Source organism: Streptomyces sp. NPDC093568 (assembly GCF_044764945.1).
Lineage (GTDB): Bacteria > Actinomycetota > Actinomycetes > Streptomycetales > Streptomycetaceae > Streptomyces.
The window spans coordinates 142,227-159,457 of record NZ_JBIWJD010000008.1 but is presented as its reverse complement, the minus strand read 5'-3'; the positions used below and the strand labels follow the sequence as shown (position 1 = coordinate 159,457).

The 17,231-nt window shown below is 70.6% G+C and carries 16 protein-coding genes; 8 read left to right on the top strand and 8 right to left on the bottom strand.

What is annotated here, in order from left to right; genetic code table 11:
• Positions 1 to 292: 292 nt before the first annotated feature.
• Genes pdhA through ACIRD7_RS29810 form a run of 3 tightly spaced genes read left to right on the top strand, consistent with a single transcriptional unit; the run spans position 293 to position 3,871 of the window.
• Entirely contained in the window at positions 293 to 1,471 is a 1,179-nt protein-coding gene (gene pdhA / locus ACIRD7_RS29820) for a pyruvate dehydrogenase (acetyl-transferring) E1 component subunit alpha (RefSeq protein WP_403458462.1), read from the top strand.
• Between the two features lie 2 nt (positions 1,472 to 1,473).
• Positions 1,474 to 2,454, top strand: coding sequence for an alpha-ketoacid dehydrogenase subunit beta (locus ACIRD7_RS29815; protein ID WP_403458459.1), 981 nt, complete (start codon positions 1,474 to 1,476; stop codon positions 2,452 to 2,454).
• Positions 2,455 to 2,464: 10 nt separating this feature from the next.
• Positions 2,465 to 3,871 carry a dihydrolipoamide acetyltransferase family protein gene (locus ACIRD7_RS29810; RefSeq protein WP_403458457.1) on the top strand — a complete coding sequence of 469 codons (1,407 nt, stop codon included), beginning with the start codon at positions 2,465 to 2,467 and terminating at the stop codon, positions 3,869 to 3,871.
• A 67-nt stretch (positions 3,872 to 3,938) separates the two neighbouring features.
• Here the strand turns inward: ACIRD7_RS29810 and ACIRD7_RS29805 are convergent, their stop codons facing one another.
• Positions 3,939 to 4,838, bottom strand: a complete 900-nt coding sequence (locus tag ACIRD7_RS29805; protein ID WP_185932862.1) for a D-alanyl-D-alanine carboxypeptidase family protein — start codon at positions 4,836 to 4,838, stop codon at positions 3,939 to 3,941.
• 208 nt (positions 4,839 to 5,046) lie between these two features.
• Here ACIRD7_RS29805 and ACIRD7_RS29800 point away from each other — a divergent pair, with 208 nt between their 5' ends.
• Positions 5,047 to 5,709: a GntR family transcriptional regulator gene (locus ACIRD7_RS29800; RefSeq protein WP_403458456.1), complete on the top strand. Its 663-nt coding sequence runs from the start codon at positions 5,047 to 5,049 to the stop codon at positions 5,707 to 5,709.
• Complete coding sequence (locus ACIRD7_RS29795) at positions 5,706 to 7,001, top strand: nitrate/nitrite transporter (protein WP_403458455.1); 1,296 nt, start codon at positions 5,706 to 5,708, stop codon at positions 6,999 to 7,001. Before ACIRD7_RS29800 ends, ACIRD7_RS29795 begins: the two co-directional genes overlap by 4 nt.
• Before the next feature lies 1 nt (position 7,002).
• Here the strand turns inward: ACIRD7_RS29795 and ACIRD7_RS29790 are convergent, their stop codons facing one another.
• Both ACIRD7_RS29790 and ACIRD7_RS29785 read right to left on the bottom strand, forming a co-directional pair.
• Positions 7,003 to 7,776, bottom strand: a complete 774-nt coding sequence (locus ACIRD7_RS29790) for an SAM-dependent methyltransferase (protein ID WP_403458453.1) — start codon at positions 7,774 to 7,776, stop codon at positions 7,003 to 7,005.
• Between the two features lie 88 nt (positions 7,777 to 7,864).
• The gene (locus ACIRD7_RS29785) at positions 7,865 to 8,689 is read right to left on the bottom strand and encodes a maleylpyruvate isomerase family mycothiol-dependent enzyme (protein ID WP_403458452.1); all 825 of its coding nucleotides are present in this window, start codon (positions 8,687 to 8,689) and stop codon (positions 7,865 to 7,867) included.
• 178 nt (positions 8,690 to 8,867) lie between these two features.
• On the opposite strand from ACIRD7_RS29785, the gene ACIRD7_RS29780 reads away from it, so the two are divergent.
• The gene (locus ACIRD7_RS29780; protein ID WP_403458451.1) at positions 8,868 to 9,662 is read left to right on the top strand and encodes a carbon-nitrogen family hydrolase; all 795 of its coding nucleotides are present in this window, start codon (positions 8,868 to 8,870) and stop codon (positions 9,660 to 9,662) included.
• 87 nt (positions 9,663 to 9,749) lie between these two features.
• Here the strand turns inward: ACIRD7_RS29780 and ACIRD7_RS29775 are convergent, their stop codons facing one another.
• Complete coding sequence (locus tag ACIRD7_RS29775) at positions 9,750 to 10,247, bottom strand: LURP-one-related/scramblase family protein (protein ID WP_403458450.1); 498 nt, start codon at positions 10,245 to 10,247, stop codon at positions 9,750 to 9,752.
• Complete coding sequence (locus ACIRD7_RS29770; protein WP_403458449.1) at positions 10,244 to 11,242, bottom strand: helix-turn-helix domain-containing protein; 999 nt, start codon at positions 11,240 to 11,242, stop codon at positions 10,244 to 10,246. Before ACIRD7_RS29770 ends, ACIRD7_RS29775 begins: the two co-directional genes overlap by 4 nt.
• A gap of 52 nt (positions 11,243 to 11,294) precedes the next feature.
• Between ACIRD7_RS29770 and ACIRD7_RS29765 the strand changes: the two genes are divergently transcribed.
• Complete coding sequence (locus tag ACIRD7_RS29765) at positions 11,295 to 11,681, top strand: cupin domain-containing protein (RefSeq protein ID WP_403458448.1); 387 nt, start codon at positions 11,295 to 11,297, stop codon at positions 11,679 to 11,681.
• 29 nt (positions 11,682 to 11,710) lie between these two features.
• On the top strand, positions 11,711 to 13,579 hold the full coding sequence (locus ACIRD7_RS29760) for a thioredoxin-like domain-containing protein (protein WP_403458447.1): 1,869 nt from the start codon (positions 11,711 to 11,713) through the stop codon (positions 13,577 to 13,579).
• Here ACIRD7_RS29760 and ACIRD7_RS29755 read toward each other — a convergent pair.
• The 3 genes from ACIRD7_RS29755 to ACIRD7_RS29745 all read right to left on the bottom strand — a co-directional run bounded on the left by ACIRD7_RS29755 (position 13,567) and on the right by ACIRD7_RS29745 (position 17,141).
• Entirely contained in the window at positions 13,567 to 13,818 is a 252-nt protein-coding gene (locus tag ACIRD7_RS29755; protein WP_403458446.1) for a DUF6458 family protein, read from the bottom strand. The genes ACIRD7_RS29760 and ACIRD7_RS29755 overlap by 13 nt on opposite strands.
• Before the next feature lie 59 nt (positions 13,819 to 13,877).
• Entirely contained in the window at positions 13,878 to 15,176 is a 1,299-nt protein-coding gene (locus ACIRD7_RS29750) for a M18 family aminopeptidase (protein ID WP_403458444.1), read from the bottom strand.
• Positions 15,177 to 15,314: 138 nt separating this feature from the next.
• Positions 15,315 to 17,141, bottom strand: coding sequence for an acyl-CoA dehydrogenase (locus ACIRD7_RS29745; protein WP_403458861.1), 1,827 nt, complete (start codon positions 17,139 to 17,141; stop codon positions 15,315 to 15,317).
• Positions 17,142 to 17,231 lie beyond the last annotated feature (90 nt).

Genomic DNA, 17,231 nt, shown 5'->3' with positions numbered 1-17,231 from the left:
GCCCCCTGCAAGGCTGTGACCAGGAGTTGTTCCCGACTTTCGAGATTTACTTGGAAATCCAAGCAAAATCGCAGGTCAGGAGGGGTTTCACAGAAATGTGGAGCACTGGGTAACGTGCCTTTTGCAGGGCGCTCGCCGGGGCACCTGTCACGCCTGTCCCCATCGAGCCGCACCCAACCCCGTGCGTCCGAGGGGCGGCAGGTGAGCCGCTCCCCCAGGCTCCTGAACGGAGCTGGGGGGACCCCCAGGCCCTCGGCGAACCCGGGGTAGCCGGACCGACGGAGGAGCACACGTGACCGTGGAGAGCACTGCCGCGCGAAAGCCGCGACGCAGCGCCGGTACCAAGAGCACGGCCGGCAAGACCACAACCGCACGGAAAACGACGGGATCCGATCCCGAGCTCGTGCAATTGCTGACGCCCGAGGGCAAGCGCGTCAAGAACGCCGAATACGACAAGTACGTCGCCGGCATCACCCCCGAAGAGCTCCGCGGCCTCTACCGCGACATGGTGCTCACCCGACGCTTCGACGCCGAGGCCACCTCCCTGCAGCGCCAGGGCGAGCTGGGCCTGTGGGCGTCGCTGCTCGGCCAGGAGGCCGCCCAGATCGGCTCCGGCCGGGCCACCCGCGAGGACGACTACGTCTTCCCGACCTACCGCGAGCACGGCGTCGCCTGGTGCCGCGGGGTCGACCCGACCAACCTGCTCGGCATGTTCCGCGGCGTGAACAACGGCGGCTGGGACCCGAACAGCAACAACTTCCAGCTGTACACGATCGTCATCGGCTCCCAGACGCTGCACGCCACCGGCTACGCGATGGGCATCGCCAAGGACGGCGCGGACAGCGCGGTCATCGCCTACTTCGGCGACGGCGCCTCCAGCCAGGGCGACGTGGCCGAGTCCTTCACCTTCTCCGCGGTCTACAACGCGCCCGTGGTGTTCTTCTGCCAGAACAACCAGTGGGCGATCTCCGAGCCGACCGAGAAGCAGACCCGCGTGCCGCTCTACCAGCGCGCACAGGGCTACGGCTTCCCCGGCGTCCGCGTCGACGGCAACGACGTCCTGGGCTGCCTGGCCGTGACGAAGTGGGCGCTGGAGCGCGCCCGCGCCGGCGAGGGACCCACGCTGGTCGAGGCGTACACCTACCGCATGGGCGCCCACACCACCTCCGACGACCCCACCCGCTACCGGGGTGACGAGGAGCGCCAGTCCTGGGAGGCGAAGGACCCGATCCTGCGCCTTCGCCGCTACCTCGAGGCCTCAAACCACGCGGACGAGGGATTCTTCGCGGAACTGGAGACCGAGAGCGAGGCGTTGGGCAAACGAGTGCGCGAGGCGGTCCGCGCCATGCCGGACCCAGACCACTTCGCCATCTTCGAGAACGTGTACGCGGACGGGCACGCGCTCGTCGACGAGGAGCGCGCCCAGTTCGCCGCCTACCAGGCGTCGTTCGCGGACGTAGAGGGGGTCTGACCATGGCAGCCGAAAAGATGGCTCTGGCGAAGGCGATCAACGAGTCGCTGCGCCGCGCCCTGGACGCCGACCCCAAGGTCCTCGTGATGGGCGAGGACGTCGGCAAGCTCGGCGGCGTCTTCCGCGTCACCGACGGTCTGCAGAAGGACTTCGGCGAGAGCCGGGTCATCGACACCCCGCTGGCCGAGTCGGGCATCGTGGGCACGGCGATCGGCCTCGCCCTGCGCGGCTACCGCCCGGTGGTGGAGATCCAGTTCGACGGCTTCGTCTTCCCGGCGTACGACCAGATCGTCACGCAGCTCGCCAAGATGCACGCGCGCTCGCTGGGCAAGGTCAAGCTGCCCGTCGTCGTCCGCATCCCCTACGGCGGCGGCATCGGCGCGGTCGAGCACCACAGCGAGTCCCCCGAGTCCCTGTTCGCGCACGTCGCGGGCCTGAAGATCGTCAGCCCGTCCAACGCGTCGGACGCGTACTGGATGATGCAGCAGGCCATCCAGAGCGACGACCCGGTGATCTTCTTCGAGCCCAAGCGGCGCTACTGGGACAAGGGCGAGGTCGCCACCGAGGCCATCCCCGGCCCGCTGCACAAGGCGCGGGTCGTCCGCGAGGGCACCGACCTCACGCTGGCCGCGTACGGCCCGATGGTCAAGCTCTGCCAGGAGGTCGCCGACGCGGCCGCCGAGGAGGGCCGCAACCTGGAGGTCCTGGACCTGCGCTCGGTCTCCCCGCTGGACTTCGACTCCATCCAGGCGTCCGTGGAGAAGACCCGCCGTCTGGTCGTGGTCCACGAGGCCCCCGTGTTCTTCGGTTCGGGCGCGGAGATCGCCGCCCGGATCACGGAGCGCTGCTTCTACCATCTGGAGGCCCCGGTGCTGCGGGTGGGCGGTTACCACGCCCCGTATCCGCCGGCGCGTCTGGAGGAGGAGTACCTGCCGGGCCTGGACCGGGTGCTCGACGCCGTCGACCGTGCCCTGGCGTACTGAGGAGAGGGTCGTGACGACGATGACTGAAGCGTCCGTGCGCGAGTTCAAGATGCCCGACGTGGGCGAGGGACTCACCGAGGCGGAGATCCTCAAGTGGTACGTCCAGCCGGGCGACACGGTCACCGACGGCCAGGTGGTGTGCGAGGTCGAGACGGCCAAGGCGGCCGTGGAACTGCCCATCCCGTACGACGGGGTGGTCCGTGAGCTGCGCTTCCCCGAGGGCACGACGGTGGACGTCGGTACGGCGATCATCGCCGTGGACGTCGCGGGCGGGGCGCCGCCCGTGACCGAGGAGCCGGCCGCGCAGCCGCAGGCCCCGGCCGAGGAGCCCAAGGCCGAGGGTTCGGGCCGCCAGCCGGTGCTCGTCGGCTACGGCGTGGCCCAGACCTCCACCAAGCGCCGCCCGCGCAAGGGGGCCGACGTCCCGCGCCAGGAGCCCGCGGCGCAGGCCCTCCAGGCCGAGCTGAACGGCCACGGTCCCGCCCCCGAGGCGGCACCGCCCCGGCCGCTGGCGAAGCCGCCGGTGCGCAAGCTGGCGAAGGACCTGGGCGTCGACCTGGCCACGGTGACCCCGACCGGCCCTGACGGCATCATCACCCGCGAGGACGTCCACGCGGCGGTGGCCCCGGCCGCCGAACCGGCACCCCAGGCGGCCCCGGCCGCCCCGGTCACCGCGCCCGCCGCGGCCCCGGCGCCGGTGGTCGCGTACGACACGGCGCGCGAGACCCGTATCCCGGTCAAGGGCGTCCGCAAGGCGACGGCGGCGGCGATGGTCGGCTCGGCGTTCACGGCCCCGCATGTCACGGAGTTCGTGACGGTGGACGTGACGCGCACGATGAAGCTGGTCGAGGAGCTCAAGGAGGACAAGGAGTTCGCGGGCCTGCGCGTGAACCCCCTGCTGCTCATCTCCAAGGCCCTGCTGGTCGCGATCAAGCGCAACCCGGACGTCAACGCGTCCTGGGACGAGGCCAACCAGGAGATCGTGCAGAAGCACTACGTGAACCTGGGCATCGCGGCGGCCACCCCGCGCGGTCTGATCGTCCCGAACATCAAGGACGCCCACGCCAAGACGCTCCCGCAGCTGGCCGAGGCGCTCGGCGAGCTGGTGTCCACGGCGCGGGAGGGCAAGACCACCCCCGCCGCGATGCAGGGCGGCACGGTGACCATCACCAACGTCGGCGTCTTCGGCGTCGACACCGGCACCCCGATCCTCAACCCCGGCGAGTCCGCGATCCTCGCGGTCGGTGCGATCAAGCTCCAGCCGTGGGTCCACAAGGGCAAGGTGAAGCCGCGTCAGGTCACGACGCTGGCGCTCAGCTTCGACCACCGCCTGGTGGACGGGGAGCTGGGCTCCAAGGTGCTCGCGGACGTGGCGGCGATCCTGGAGCAGCCGAAGCGGTTGATCACCTGGGCGTGAGCCACGGGTGACGGCGAAAGGGGCGGCCACCTCCTCAGTGGCCGCCCCTTTGCATGTGAGATACGCGTCAGCTGATACGGGCGTAGCCGTAGTTGATCAGCTTCTTCACATCCGCCGTGCGGTTGTCCGCGGAGGACGCGGTGAGGACGGCGCCCATCACCGACTCGCCGTTGAGCGTGGCGGCGAAGACGAGGCAGTACTTGGCCTCGGTGCCCGAGCCGGTCTTGATGCCGAGCGTGCCGTTCCAGCCGAGCAGGGTGTTCGTGTTGTACCAGGTCGCCATGGTGCGGGTGGACCCGGAACTGGTGATGGTCTTGGCCGTGTAGGACTTGGTCTTCACGACGGCCTTGAACGTGGTGCTCTTCATCGCGCTGCGCGCGAGCTTCGTCAGGTCGCGCGGCGTCGAGTAGTTGGAGCCATTGCTTATGCCGTCGAACGAGTCGAAGTGCGTGTTGGTCATGCCCAGGCTCTTGGCCATGGTGTTCATCTTGCCGATGAAGTTGGCGGTGCGGGCCTTGACCGTGGTGCCGGAGCCGAACTTGTCGGCGAGGGCCATCGCGGCGTCGCAGCCGGACGGCAGCATCATCCCGTAGAGCAGCTGGCGGACGGTGACCTTGTCACCGACGATCAGCCGGGCCGAGGAGGCGCCCCGGGAGACGATGTAGTCGCTGACCTCCCTGCGGATGGTCACCTTGGTGTCCAGGTTCAGGTTCGTCTGCGAGAGCACGACCTTGGCGGTCATGATCTTCGTGGTGGAGGCCGTGAGCCGCTTGGTGTCGGCGGCCTTGGTGAACAGCGTCGCACCGGTCGCGCCGTTCATCAGATACCCGCCTGGGGCGGTGATGGTGGGCGTCGTAACGGCTTGCGCGGGCGCCGCGGTGAGGGCGCCGGTGGCGAACATGGCGCCCGCCGTCGCGACGACGGCGACGGCTCTGCGGACACGGAGTCCCTTGGTGGCGGTGATCAACTAAATACCCCGATTGCGTCGAAATGCCCCGAATATACGGCCAAGTTGGCAGGGGAAGAAAGCCGGGCCGTACGTGTGTGACACGTAAGTAGCACACAAGGTTGTGCAACGGCTGGCATGAATGTTGCTTCTTTGCCGGAGGGTTTCTCGGAGGTCCGGATGCTGGACGGGCGCCGCCATGCGTACGTGTTGTATCTATGCTGTGGGCATGCCTTCCGCCCCGCCCGCGCCCCTCAAGCAGCCCCCTGCCGCCGACCGCGTCTACACCCACGTCAAACAGGGCGTCCTGGACCGCCGTTACGAAGGCGGGACCCTGCTCACCGAGGGCGAGCTGGCGGAGGCCGTCGGTGTGTCGCGCACTCCGGTGCGCGAGGCGCTGCTGCGGCTGGAGGTCGAGGGGCTCATCAAGCTCTACCCGAAGAAGGGCGCCCTGGTCCTGCCGGTCTCCGCGCAGGAGATCAAGGACGTCGTGGAGACGCGGATCCTCGTCGAGGAGCACGCGGCGCGCAAGGTCGTGCCCGCGCCCCCCGGACTCATCGCGCGCCTGGAGGAACTGCTCGCCCAGCAGAAGACCCAGGCCGCCGCCGGCGACCTCGCCGCGGCCGCCGTCACCGACCGCTGCTTCCACGCCGAGATCGTCCGCAGCGGCGGCAACGAGATCCTGTCGCGGCTCTACGACCAACTGCGCGACCGGCAACTGCGCATGGGCGTCGCCATCATGCACTCCCACCCCGACCGGATCGCCAAGACGCTCTCCGAGCACGAGGAGATCCTGACGGCCCTGCGCTCCGGGGACGCCGAGGCGGCCGTCGCGGTGATGCACCGGCACATCGACTGGTTCTCGCACCTCGCGCGGGGTGAGGAGCGATGAGGTCGACCGCCCTGCCGGGCGACCCTCCGGGCGGCCGCCGCGCCGTCGCCGTCTGGGGCATAGGCGTCTCGGTCTACTTCGTCGCCGTCATCTTCCGTACGTCGCTGGGGGTCGCCGGCCTCGACGCCGCGGACCGCTTCGACGTGAACGCCTCGGCCCTGTCGACGTTCTCGATCCTCCAGTTGCTCGTGTACGCGGGCATGCAGATACCCGTCGGCCTGCTCGTCGACCGGCTCGGCACCAAGAAGGTGCTGGCCATCGGCACGGTCCTGTTCACCGCGGGCCAACTCGGCTTCGCCTTCTCCCCGTCGTACGGCATGGCCCTCGCCTCCCGCGCCCTGCTCGGCTGCGGCGACGCCATGACGTTCATCAGCGTGCTGCGGCTCGGCACCCGCTGGTTCCCGGCCCGGCGCGGTCCGCTCATCGCCCAACTCGCCGGTCTCGTGGGCATGGCGGGCAACCTCGTCTCCACGCTGGTGCTGGCCCGGCTGCTGCACGGGGTGGGCTGGACGGCGGCGTTCGCGGGGAGCGCCGGCGCCGGCGTGGTCGTACTGGTCCTGCTGCTCCTGTTCCTGAAGGACCACCCCGAGGGCCACGAGCCGGAGCCGTTCCCGCATCAGGGGGCGGCCTACGTCCGGCGTCAGATCGCCGCGTCCTGGCGGGAGCCGGGCACCCGGATGGGGCTGTGGGTGCACTTCACGACCCAGTTCCCGGCGATGGTGTTCCTGCTGCTGTGGGGGCTGCCCTTCCTGGTGGAGGCGCAGGGCCTGTCCCGGTCGAGCGCCGGTGAACTCCTCACCCTCGTCGTCCTGTCCAACATGGTGGTGGGCCTGGTCTACGGCCAGATCGTCGCCCGGCACCACGAGGCGCGCCTCCCGCTGGCGCTCGGGACCGTCGCGGCGACGGCGACGCTGTGGGCGACGACGCTGGCCTGGCCCGCGCAGACCGCTCCGATGTGGCTGCTGGTCGTGCTGTGCACCGTGCTCGGGGCGTGCGGGCCGGCCTCCATGCTCGGCTTCGACTTCGCCCGGCCGGCGAATCCGCCGGAGCGCCAGGGGACGGCGTCCGGCATCACCAACATGGGCGGCTTCGTGGCCTCTATGACGACCCTGTTCGCGGTCGGGGTGCTGCTGGACGCGACCGGGGGCGACTACCGGATCGCCTTCTCGGTGGTGTTCGTCCTCCAGGCGCTGGGTGTCAGCCAGATCCTGCGGCTGCGGAGGCGCGCGGCGCGCAGGGAGCGGGAACGGCTGGTGGCGAGCCGGGTGGAGACCGTGCACGTGCCCGCCTGAGTCAGCGCACGGGGACCAGCGTGAGATAGGCGAGGCCGAGGACCCCGCGGTAGCTCATCCACTGGCCGCGATGCCTCTCCAGGCGCTCGCGGGTCTCCTCCGCCAGGGGGTGACCGGGGTGCTGCGCCAGCCACACCTCGGCGTCCGCCTGGTACGCCGACTCGAACTCCTCCCACTCGTCGAGGCTCGCCGTCTCCGTCCACTCGGGGCGGAAGCCGGCCTCGACCGCGAGATCGAGCAGCGTGGCGAGGTCGTGGTGGTCGCTCGCCCCGGCCCCGGGCCACATGCCCCCGAGTTCGCCGACGGTTGGCGTGCGCTGCCAGAAGCCCTCGCCGAGCAGGACCCGGCCGTCGTCGGTGACCAGGCGGCGCAGTGCGCTCAGCGCCTCGGTGAGGTGGCCGGGAGGCTCGGTCACGGTCAGGGCATGGCTCGCCCCGACACACAGGACGAGGTCGGCGGGCCCGCGTGCGGTGCCGGTGGCGGACTCCTCGACGAACTCGGCCCGGTCCGCCAGTCCGCGGTCCTCGGCGCCTCGGCGACCGCGGGCGAGATCCTCCGCGTTGAGGTCCAGGCCCATACCCGTCGCCTCCGGCGCGGCCGCCAGGACCCGGAGCATCAACTCGCCCCAGCCGCAGCCGATGTCGAGGACGGTCCTGGGACGCGTACGGGTCAGTCGCCGGACGAGCCCGTGGGCCCGCGCCTCGGACAACGGACCGTGGAAGGTCAGTCGGGTCAGCCGCGGGGGACGGGTGGTCGTGCTGTCGGTATCGGTCACGGCGGGGACGGTAGCCGTGGGCGGGCAGCGGACGACAGCGGTTTTCGCCCCCGCCGCCCACAGAGGATCGCCGACGCGGCGAGATCCCCTACTGCGTCACCGTGAAGTTGCGCAGGATCGCCCTCGTCAGGTCCGGGTCGCCCTCCGTCTTCAGCCGGTCCGCGACCGCCTCCGGCGTGACACGGCCGCAGGCCAGACGGAAGAACGTCTCCCAGTCGAGGGTGAGGGTGGCGGCGGGGCCGAGGGCGGGAGCCGTCTCCAGGGTGCCGCGGCCCTGGATGTCGACGCGGATCGTGCGCAGGAACTCGATGGGGCCGTGCACGTCGAAGACGACGGCCGAGCTGCGGGGCGCGTCGGCCTTGGCGGCGACGACGTCGGGCAGCCGGGACAGAAGGACGTCACGCGCCACCTGCGCGCCGGGGGAGTCGAGGTTGCCGGGGCGGCCGAGGGCGGTGCGCAGGTCCTGTTCGTGCACCCAGATGTCGAAGGCGTGGCCGCGCATGGACTCCTCGAGGGTGAGCTCCGTGCCGAGCGGGCCGCGCACCTTCGTGCCGGGGTCGCGGGACTCGTTGCGCAGCTGGCGGTTGCGGCGGATGACCGTGTACTCCAGCTCGGAGGTCATCTCCGGCGCCGTGTGATGGCGGCGTACGTCGACCTGCATCTCCATGTAGCGCTGGTGGTCGTTGGTGACGTGGAAGAGGTCGCGCGGGAGCGTGTGGATGGGGCGCGGGTCGCCGAGCATCTCGCAGTCCAGGCCGATGACGTGGGACACCACGTCGCGCACCGACCAGCCGGGGCAGGGCGTGCGCCGGTTCCACTCGCCCTCCACAAGCGGCGTCACCAGCTCGGATATCGCTTCGATGGAGTGGGTCCAGGCGTCGGCGTAGGGCTGGAGGGTGGGATGCAGACTCACGGAACGGGACCCCTCGGCGGTTGGTACGTCGGTACACGGGCAAGTTGGCGGCGGTGCCAGTGGGAGGCGGCGGGTGTCTTGGAACGCTAAGTTACGCTGCTGTGAGGCACCCCGGCAGTGCTTTCGTGTGACGATCGTAGGCCCGTATGGACGGCTCGAATGCCAGGACGGTGGTAGTGTGCGCGCCTCTCTCCTCCAGATCGACGTCAACGAGGGCGAATCGGTCGAATCGCGCCGCGGTCGCGTAGCGTCACTCGTGCGGGAACAGGCCGGTGCCGATCTGGTCGTGCTGCCCGAGCTGTGGACCACCGGGGCGTTCGCCTACGAGGGGTTCGCCGACGAGGCCGAGCCGCTCGAAGGGCCGACCCACGACGCCATGGCGAAGGCGGCGAGCGACGCCGGCGTGTGGCTGCACGCGGGCTCGATTCCCGAGCGGGACCCGGACGGGCCGCTCTACAACACCTCTCTCGTCTTCTCCCCCTCCGGTGATCTCGTCGCCGCCTACCGCAAGATCCATCGGTTCGGCTTCGACAAGGGCGAGGCCGTGCTGATGAGCGCGGGCGAGGAACTGGTGACGGTCCGTCTGCCCGAGACCACGCTCGGCGTGGCCACCTGCTACGACCTCCGATTCCCCGAACTCTTCCGCGGCCTCGTCGACGCCGGCGCCGAGACCCTGGTCGTCCCGGCGGGCTGGCCGGAGCGCCGCCGGGCGCACTGGACGCTGCTGGCTCAGGCGCGGGCGGTGGAGAACCAGGCGTTCGTGCTCGCCTGTGGAACGGCCGGGACCCACGCCTCGGTTCCGCAGGCCGGTCACTCGATCGTGGTCGATCCGTGGGGCGAGGTGCTGGCCGAGGCCGGCGCGGGTGAGGAGGTCCTCACGGTGGAGTTCGACCCGGGGAAGGCCGCGGTGACCCGGGATCAGTTCCCGGCGCTGAAGGACCGAGTGCTGGGGCTGGCGCCGCCGCGACACTGACTGTCGGCTCGGCCGCCGCCGCGACGCTGACCGTCGGCTCGGCCGCCGCCGTGTCGCCGACCGTCGGCTCCGGCCGCCGCCCCGGTCTCAGTCGTCCCCGCGTTCCTTCTCCGCCAGGTGGATCACACACACCGTCACCGCGATCAGCAGCGCCGGGTCCGCGTCGTCCCGTACGACGTCCACGCCGTACGTCTCCCGGACGTGCAGCCACCGTCGGGAGACCACCGCGAGCAGTTCGCCGTCGTACTCGATGGCGAACTCCCGGTCCAGGATCTTGCCGCTGACGTCGAGTTCCGTGCTGCCGTCGGCCAGGGCCACCCGGTAGTGGTTGCGCAGCAGCGACAGCCGCTTGCGGCGGATCGTCGCGAGCGGCTCCCCGCCCCGCTCGATCACCATCGTGTCCCGCAGCGCGAGCATCTTCTGGTGGATGTCGATCAGGACGTGCCCCTGGCTGTCCTTCAGCTCGAAGGTGTCCCGCAGCCGCATCGCCTTGCCGTCGACGAGGAACACCTTGCTGCCCCGGTCGTCCTCGATCCAGTAGTCGTCACCGAAGCCGAGAAGCCGGTCGCGTACGAGGAATCTCATGACACCAGAGGTTCCCCGCCGCCCGGTCCGAAACGCCGTCTGTAGGCCGAGGGGCTGAGCCCGGTCTCGCGCCGCACCCGCGCGCGGAGGTTCGCCGCGGTGCCCAGCCCGCTGCGGGCCGCCACCACGTCCAGCCGTTCCTCGCCGCGCTCGATCAGCCGGCACGCCAGCGCCACCCGCTCCCCTGTCAGCCAGGCCAGCGGCGTCGTCCCGAGCTGCGCCTTGAAGCGCCGGTGCAAGGTGGCCGGCGACACCGCCGCGCGGGCCGCCAGACGGGCCACCGTCAGCTGCTCCCCCAGCCGTGCCTGCGCCCAGGCCAGCAGCGGGGCCAGCGACTCGTCCGGCACGTCCGGCAGCGGCCGCTCCACGAACTGCTTCTGCCCGCCGTCCCGGTGCGCGGCGAAGACGAGCCGCCGGGAGACCGCGTTGGCGACCTCCGCGCCATGGTCCCGCCGTACGACATGCAGGCACAGGTCGAGCGCGGCGGCGCTGCCCGCGGCGGTCAGGATGTCGCCCTCGTCGACGAAGAGCACGTCCGGTTCGAGCAGCACCTTCGGATGGAGCTCACGGAAGAGGTCGGCCCACCGCCAGTGGGTGGTGGCCCGGCGTCCGTCGAGCAGCCCCGCCTCGGCGAGCGCGAAGCTTCCGGTGCACAGGCTCAGGACACGGGCCCCACGCGCGTGCGCGCGCCGGATGGCGTCGAGCACGGCCTGACCGCGCGGGACGACGTTGTCCGGGCGGCCGGGCACGACGAGGGTGTCGGCCGCGTCGGCCGCGTCCAGGCCGGGCACGCCGGTCAGCGTGAAGAAGCCGTGGTTCATCCGCACCTCGCGCGCGGGCGCGCACAGCGTCACGTCGTACAGCGGCCCGGCGAGGCCGAGCTCGGGCCGCGGCAGTCCGAAGAGCTCGGTGGCGACGCCGACCTCGAAGGGGTTGGTGCCCTCGTCGACGATCACCGCCACGCGATGTGGTGCGTGAGAGGATCCTTGCGCCATATGCGATTCCTAGCACTCGCGCGCGTAGCGGGCCACCCCGCAGGCTGGCCGCATGGAACCCATCTCCCTGGAAAAGGCCCTCGCGTCCTTCACGGAAACCTGGAGCCCGCGCATCGTCACGCAGGTCAACGACTACGACGTCCGCGTGGCCAAGGTCGACGGCGAGCACGTCTGGCACGTCCACGACCACACCGACGAGTTCTTCCTGGTCCTCGACGGCGAACTGCACATCTCCCTGCGGGAGCCGGCCGGCGAGCGCACGGTCGTCCTCCCCAAGGGCTCCGTCCTCACGGTCCCCCGCGGCATCGAACACAAGCCGTACGCCCCGTCCCCCGCCGCGATCCTCGTCCTCGAACCGACCGGCACCCTGACCGTCGGCGACCGCCACGACGAGGTGCCGGACCATGTGGACGCCACGACGGGGCACGCCCTGACCTGACTGTCAGTGCTGGGTGGCACCCTTGGGGCATGAACGACTCCCCCCGCCGCCGCGTCCGCGTCCGCGCCCCCGAGCTGGTCGGCAAGGGCGGCTGGCTGAACACGGGCGATCGCTCGTACTCACTGGCCGACCTGCGCGGACGCATCGTCGTTCTGGACTTCTGGACGTTCTGCTGCATCAACTGCCTGCACGTCCTGGACGAACTGCGCGAGCTGGAGCACAAGCACCGGGACACCGTCGTCGTCATCGGCGTGCACTCACCGAAGTTCGTGCACGAGGCGGAGCACGGAGCGGTCGTGGACGCCGTGGAGCGGTACGGCGTCGAGCATCCCGTGCTCGACGACCCGGAGCTCGCCACCTGGAAGCAGTACGCGGTGCGGGCCTGGCCGACGCTCGTGGTGATCGACCCGGAGGGGTATGTCGTCGCGCAGCACGCCGGTGAGGGGCATGTGCACGCCATCGAGCGTCTGGTGACCGAGCTGGAGGCCGAGCACGAGGCGAAGGGGACGCTGCGGCGCGGCGACGGGCCGTACGTGGCGCCGGAGCCGGAGCCGACCGTGCTGCGCTTCCCGGGCAAGGCCGTGTTGCTGCCGTCCGGGAACTTCCTGGTCAGCGACACGACCCGGCATCAGCTGGTGGAGCTGGAGGTCGACGGGGAGAGCGTCGTACGGCGCATCGGTCAGGGAAGTCGTGGGCTCACCGACAGCACCTCGGTCCGCTCGCGGTTCAACGAGCCGCAGGGCCTCGCGCTGCTGCCGGACGGCTCCGTGGTCGTGGCCGACACCGTGAACCACGCGCTCAGGCGCTTCGACCCGCAGAGCGGCCGCACCACCACCCTCGCGGGCACCGGCCACCAGTGGATGCGGGGCGATGCGACGTCGGGGCCCGCGCGCGAGGTCAATCTGTCCTCACCGTGGGACGTGGCGTGGTGGCAGGGCAGGGTCTGGATCGCCATGGCCGGCATCCACCAGCTGTGGGCGTACGACCCGGCTGGGGGCACCTCCCAGGCTTTCGGCTCTGGGGGAGGCACCGTCTCCGTCGTCGCCGGCACCTCCAACGAGGGCCTGGTCGACGGTCCGGCCGACGAGGCCTGGTTCGCCCAGCCGTCGGGCCTCGCGGCGACGGCCGAGCGGCTGTGGCTGGCCGACTCCGAGACGAGCGCCCTGCGCTGGGTGGCCCCCGACGGCAAAGTGCACACCGCCGTCGGCACCGGCCTCTTCGACTTCGGCCACCGCGACGGCGCCGCCGAACAGGCCCTGTTGCAGCACCCGTTGGGCGTCACGGCGCTGCCCGACGGCTCGGTCGCGATCAGCGACACGTACAACCACGCCGTGCGCCGCTACGATCCCGCGACCGGCGAGGTCACCACCTTGGCGACGGATCTGCGGGAGCCGTCGGACGCGGTCCTGGTCGGGGACGACATCGTGGTCGTGGAGTCGGCGAGGCACCGCCTGACCCGGCTGCGGCTGCCGGAGGAGTCCGTGCGCGTCGAGGCGGTCGCCCACCGCACGCGGCGCGCCGCCACCGAAGTCGCCCCGGGCAAGCTCCACTTGGACGTGATCTTCCAGGCTCCGGCGGGCCAGAAGCTGGACACCCGGTACGGCCCCTCGACCCGCCTGCTGGTCTCCGCGTCCCCGCCCGAGCTGCTGCTCGCCGGCGAGGGCGCGGACACGGACCTGGCACGCACGCTGGAGCTCAACCCGGCCGTCCCCGAAGGCGTTCTGCACGTCTCGGCGATGGCGGCGTCGTGTGACGACGACCCCGCCGAGGAGTATCCGGCCTGCCATGTCCACCAGCAGGACTGGGGAGTGCCGGTCCGCCTGGCCGAGGCCGGGGCGGACCGGCTCCCGCTGGTGCTCGCCGGGATGGACGGCGAGGCGGACTCTCAGACGCCGTAACCGTCGCTGTACCCGTCCCGGCGATGGTGGTGGGGTTCCTCGCCGACGACCGGGGTCGAGGGCGGTACCACCACGCGCTTGCGCCGGGCGATGCTGCTGAACGTCGTGGTGCCGATCAGTCCCACGATCATCAGGATGATCCCGACGAGGTCGAGATTGACCCCCTCCATCTCCCAGTCGGTCGCGAACGTGAGGATGGCTCCCACGGCGATGAGGATGATGCATCCGCCGAGGCCCATATGTGTCGCCTCCCTGTCCGGTGGTTCCGGTCGGAGGCGGGTACCCCGCCCGGTCCGGGCTACCCCTCCAGGAACGCCACCAGCGCGTTCGCCAGCAGCCAGGGGTCGTCCACCCCGCACAACTCCCGTGCGCTGTGCATGGAAAGGATCGCCACGCCGATGTCGACGGTCCTGATGCCGTGCCGGGCCGCGGTGATCGGACCGATGGTGGTGCCGCAGGGCATGGAGTTGTTGGAGACGAAGGTCTGGAAGGGGACGTCGGCCTTCTCGCAGGCCGCCGCCCACACCGCGCGGCCCGAACCGTCCGTCGCGTAGCGGTTGTTGACGTTGACCTTGAGGATCGGCCCGCCGTTGACCCGCGGGTGGTGCGTCGGGTCGTGGCGCTCGGCGTAGTTGGGGTGGACCGCGTGGCCCGTGTCGGAGGAGAGACAGACGGTGCCCGCGAAGGCGCGCGCCTTGTCCTCGTACGAGCCGCCGCGCGCGAACACCGAGCGCTCCAGGGCGCCGCCGAGCAGCGGCCCGTCCGCGCCGGTGTCGCTCTGCGAGCCGTTCTCCTCGTGGTCGAAGGCGGCGAGCACGGGGATGTACGGCAGTGCGGCGCCCGAGCCGGCCACCGTGGTCAGGGCGGCCGTGCCCGCGTGGACCGACAGCAGGTTGTCCATGCGCGGGCCCGCGACCAGTTCCTTGTCCCGGCCGAGGTGGGCGGGCGGTTCGACCGAGTGGACCATCAGGTCCCAGCCGGTGACCTCGCCCGCGGGGAGCCCGGCGGTCTCCTCCAGGAAGGCGATCAGGTCGCCGTCGCGCACGCCGTCGCCGAGGCCCCAGACGGGCTGCAGATGCCGCTGCTTGTCGAGCTTGAGGCCCTCCGCCGACACCGAGCGGTCCAGGTGGATGGCGAGCTGGGGGACGCGCAGCAGCGGGCGGTCCACGTTCACCAGCCGGGTCGAGCCGTCCCGCAGGGTCAGCCGGCCGGCGAGGCCCAGGTCGCGGTCGAGCCAGGAGTTGAGCAGCGGTCCGCCGTAGATCTCCACGGCCACCTGCCGCCAGCCGTGCGCCCCGAGGTCGGGCTGCGGCTTCACCCGCAGGTTGGGGGAGTCCGTGTGCGCGCCGACGATGCGGAACGGCGTGTGGGGCGCCGCGCCCTCGGGGACGTACCAGGCCACGATCGCGCCGCCGCGCAGCACGTACTTGCCACCGCTCGTCCCGTCCCAGGCGTCCGTCTCGGCGACCTGTCGGAATCCGGCCTTCTCCAGCCGCTCGGCGGCGTTCGCCACGGCGTGGTACGGCGACGGGCTCGCCGCGAGGAAGGACATGAGGTCGTCGGTGTGGCCGCGGTCGAAGCGGGGGGGTTCGCTCATGGGGTTCACCTTAACGACGTACGAGGGCCCGCTCCCGGTGAAGGGGAGCGGGCCCTCGTAAGGGCGATGTGGAATGTCCGTGAGTGCCTGGAACGGGTGGCCGGAAAGGGACGACGGTGCCGCCCCCTCCGGGTCCGGTCAGAACGCCGCTTCGTCCAGCTCCATCAGGTCCAGGTCGATGCCCTCGGCGAGCTTGCGCGCACCGGTGACGCCCGGCAGGACGTTGGCCGCGAAGAACTTCGCCGCCGCGATCTTGCCCTGGTAGAACGCCTTGTCCTTGGAGGAGGCCGTCGCAAGCTTCTCGGCGGCGACCGCGGCACCCTTCAGCAGCAGGTAGCCGACGACGACGTCACCGGAGGCCAGCAGCAGGCGGGTGGTGTTCAGACCCACCTTGTAGATGTTCTTGACGTCCTGCTCGGTGGCCGCGAGGTCGGTCAGCATCAGACCGACGATCGCCTCCAGCTCGACGGCGGCCTTGGCCAGGTGCTCGCGGGCGCCGGCCAGCTCCTCGCCGCCCTCGCCGAGCGCCAGGAACTTCTTGATGTCCTCGGCGAGGGAGTTGAGCGCCGCGCCCTGGTTGCGGACGATCTTCCGGAAGAAGAAGTCCTGGCCCTGGATCGCGGTCGTGCCCTCGTACAGGGTGTCGATCTTGGCGTCACGGATGTACTGCTCGATCGGGTACTCCTGGAGGAACCCGGAGCCGCCGAAGGTCTGCAGCGACTGCGCGAGCTGCTCGTAGCCCTTCTCGGAGCCGTAGCCCTTGACGATCGGCAGGAGCAGGTCGTTCAGGGCGTGCTCGGTCTTGGCGTCCTCGCCGGCGGCCTCCTTGACGGCGATCGCGTCCTGGATCGAGGCGGTGTACAGCACCAGCGCGCGCATGCCCTCCGCGTACGCCTTCTGCGTCATCAGCGAGCGGCGCACGTCGGGGTGGTGGGTGATGGTGACCTTGGGCGCGGTCTTGTCCATGAAGTTCGCGAGGTCGGGACCCTGGACGCGCTCCTTGGCGTACTCCAGCGCGTTGAGGTAGCCCGTCGACAGCGTGGAGATCGCCTTCGTGCCGACCATCATGCGGGCGAACTCGATGATGCGGAACATCTGGCGGATGCCGTCGTGCTTGTCGCCGATCAGCCAGCCCTTGGCGGGGTGCTGGTCGCCGAAGGTCATCTCGCACGTGTTGGAGGCCTTCAGGCCCATCTTGTGCTCGACGTTCGTGGCGTAGACGCCGTTGCGCTCGCCCAGCTCGCCGGTCTCGAAGTCGAAGAGGTACTTCGGGACGAGGAAGAGGGACAGGCCCTTGGTGCCGGGACCGGCGCCCTCGGGACGCGCGAGGACGTAGTGGAGGATGTTCTCCTCCATGTCGTGCTCACCGGAGGTGATGAAGCGCTTCACGCCCTCGATGTGCCAGGAGCCGTCCTCCTGCTGGACCGCCTTGGTGCGGCCGGCGCCCACGTCCGAGCCGGCGTCCGGCTCGGTGAGCACCATGGTGGAGCCCCAGGTCCGCTCGACGGCGATCTGGGCGATCTTCTTCTGGACGTCGTTGCCCTCGTCGTAGAGGATGCCGGCGAACGCCGGGCCGGAGGAGTACATCCACACGGCCGGGTTCGAGCCGAGGATCAGCTCCGCGTACGACCAGATCAGGGACGGCGGAGCCGTGGTGCCGCCGATGGCCTCGGGCAGGCCGAGCCGCCAGTACTCGGAGTCCATGAAGGCCTTGTAGCTCTTCTTGAAGGACGCCGGGACCGGCGCGGTGTTCGTCTCGGGGTCGAAGACCGGCGGGTTGCGGTCGGCGTCCGCGAAGGAGTCGGCCAGCTCGTTCTCCGCGAGCCGGGTCAGCTCCTCGAGGATGCTCTTCGCGGTCTCGACGTCCATCTCCTCGAACGGACCCGTGCCGTACAGCTTGTCGCGTCCGAGTACTTCGAAGAGGTTGAACTCGATGTCGCGGAGGTTCGACTTGTAGTGCCCCATGGTGACGACTCCGTAGAGGGATCGGCGAGGCACTTGGATCCTCGCGCTAGTTCACGTACCAACAAGTAGCTACGATGATGCTACCCGTCA